The 1565-nt window shown below is 41.2% G+C and carries 2 protein-coding genes and 1 pseudogene; all 3 read left to right on the plus strand.

Annotation, left to right across the window (positions count from 1 at the left end):
• On the plus strand, nucleotides 1-494 hold a 494-nt coding region (locus tag Q0191_RS05165), incomplete at its 5' end, for a SepM family pheromone-processing serine protease (RefSeq protein ID WP_297664441.1).
• A 185-nt stretch (nucleotides 495-679) separates the two neighbouring features.
• The gene (locus Q0191_RS05170) at nucleotides 680-1243 is read left to right on the plus strand and encodes a YutD-like domain-containing protein (protein ID WP_297664443.1); all 564 of its coding nucleotides are present in this window, start codon (nucleotides 680-682) and stop codon (nucleotides 1241-1243) included.
• Between the two features lie 9 nt (nucleotides 1244-1252).
• A pseudogene (locus Q0191_RS05175) lies at nucleotides 1253-1565 on the plus strand (23S rRNA (adenine(2503)-C(2))-methyltransferase RlmN); the annotation flags it as partial.

The following is a 1565-nucleotide window of genomic DNA, read 5'->3' on the forward strand; positions in this document are numbered from 1 at the left end:
AGGAAGATGGAGAAACTAAGACAGCGACGGGGAAAATCATCAAGCTGGAAAATGGAAAAAATGGAATTGGTATTAGTTTAATTGACCGCACGGAAGTCAACAGTAGTGTTCCGATTGAATTTTCGACCGAAGGTATCGGTGGTCCTAGTGCTGGTCTCATGTTTAGCCTAGCCATCTATACTCAATTGGCCAATCCTGACCTGCGAGACGGCCGCGTGATTGCGGGAACGGGTAGCATTGACAGAGAAGGTAAAGTTGGAGATATTGGTGGGATTGACAAAAAAGTCGTCTCTGCGGCCAAAATCGGAGCGACAATCTTCTTTGCCCCAGACAATCCTGTCAGCGAGGAAGAAAAAAAGGCTAATCCTAAAGCCAAAACTAACTATGAAGCAGCGCTTGAAGCAGCCAAGGAAATCAAAACGGATATGAAAATCGTGCCGGTCAAAACCCTGCAGGACGCGATTGATTATTTAGAAAAAACCAAAAAATCTTAGCTTCGGCTAAGATTTTTAACTTTTAGATCTGAACAAAGGATTTATTCTTTGGTAAATGATTAGCAGTTTTTATTAAATCGTCTGACTTTTTACAGAAAGATCTTTTTCTTCTGAAAAAAGATAAATTCCCCTTGTTTTGTGATAAAATAATATGAAGTAAGATAGATGAATGACAAAGGATAGGTATGCGTAAAGAGATTTCACCTGAGTTGTATAATTACAATAAATTCCCTGGCCCAGAATTTAAGCAAATGGGCAGCAAGATAATTGCAGAAAAATTTGAGTTTGAATTGGTGGAGAATTATAAAGAGGCCTTTGACTTGACGGCCTTTCACCAGCGCTTTTCAGAAATTCTGAACAAATTTGACTATATTGTTGGTGACTGGGGCAATGAACAGTTGCGATTACGCGGTTTTTATCGGGATGAGAAAGCCAAGGAAAATGCAGAGAAAATCAGCCGTTTGCAAGATTATCTGCTAGAATATTGTAATTATGGCTGTGCCTATTTTGTTTTGGAAAATGCTCAGCCAAGACGAGCTGCCTTTGACAAAAAATCCCATCACAAGAGAAAATCGGACAGCAAAAAATATCCAGAAATTTCTAGGGAGCGTGGCTCTAAAAAAACCAAGGATGAGCAGAAAAAAAATCGTCCGAAGGTAAACAAGAACAAACAACAGAAACAAGGCAAACAGGCAAAGCAAGCGGCATCTAGCCAATCGCAGCGCCATTTTGTTATTCGTCAGAAATAAAGGAGAAACATGAAACCATCGATTTATAGCTTAACGAGAGAAGAAATGATTGAATGGGCGGAAGCTCAGGGAGAAAAGAAATTCCGTGCCACCCAGATTTGGGAGTGGCTCTATCGCAAGCGTGTCCAGTCATTTGAGGAAATGACCAATCTGTCCAAGGACTTGATTGCTAAGCTCAATGATCAGTTTGTTGTCAATCCGCTTAAACAGCGTATTGTTCAGGAGTCTGCTGACGGTACGGTCAAGTACCTTTTCGAGTTGCCAGATGGTATGCTGATTGAGACGGTGCTCATGCGCCAGCACTATGGACTTTCTGTCTGTG

The organism is uncultured Streptococcus sp., assembly GCF_938036805.1.
Classification (GTDB): domain Bacteria; phylum Bacillota; class Bacilli; order Lactobacillales; family Streptococcaceae; genus Streptococcus.

Excerpts from the sequence above, each read along its gene's own strand:
- Q0191_RS05170 (WP_297664443.1), top strand. The coding sequence starts at position 680 with ATGCGTAAAGAGATTTCACCTGAGTTGTATAATTACAATAAATTCCCT.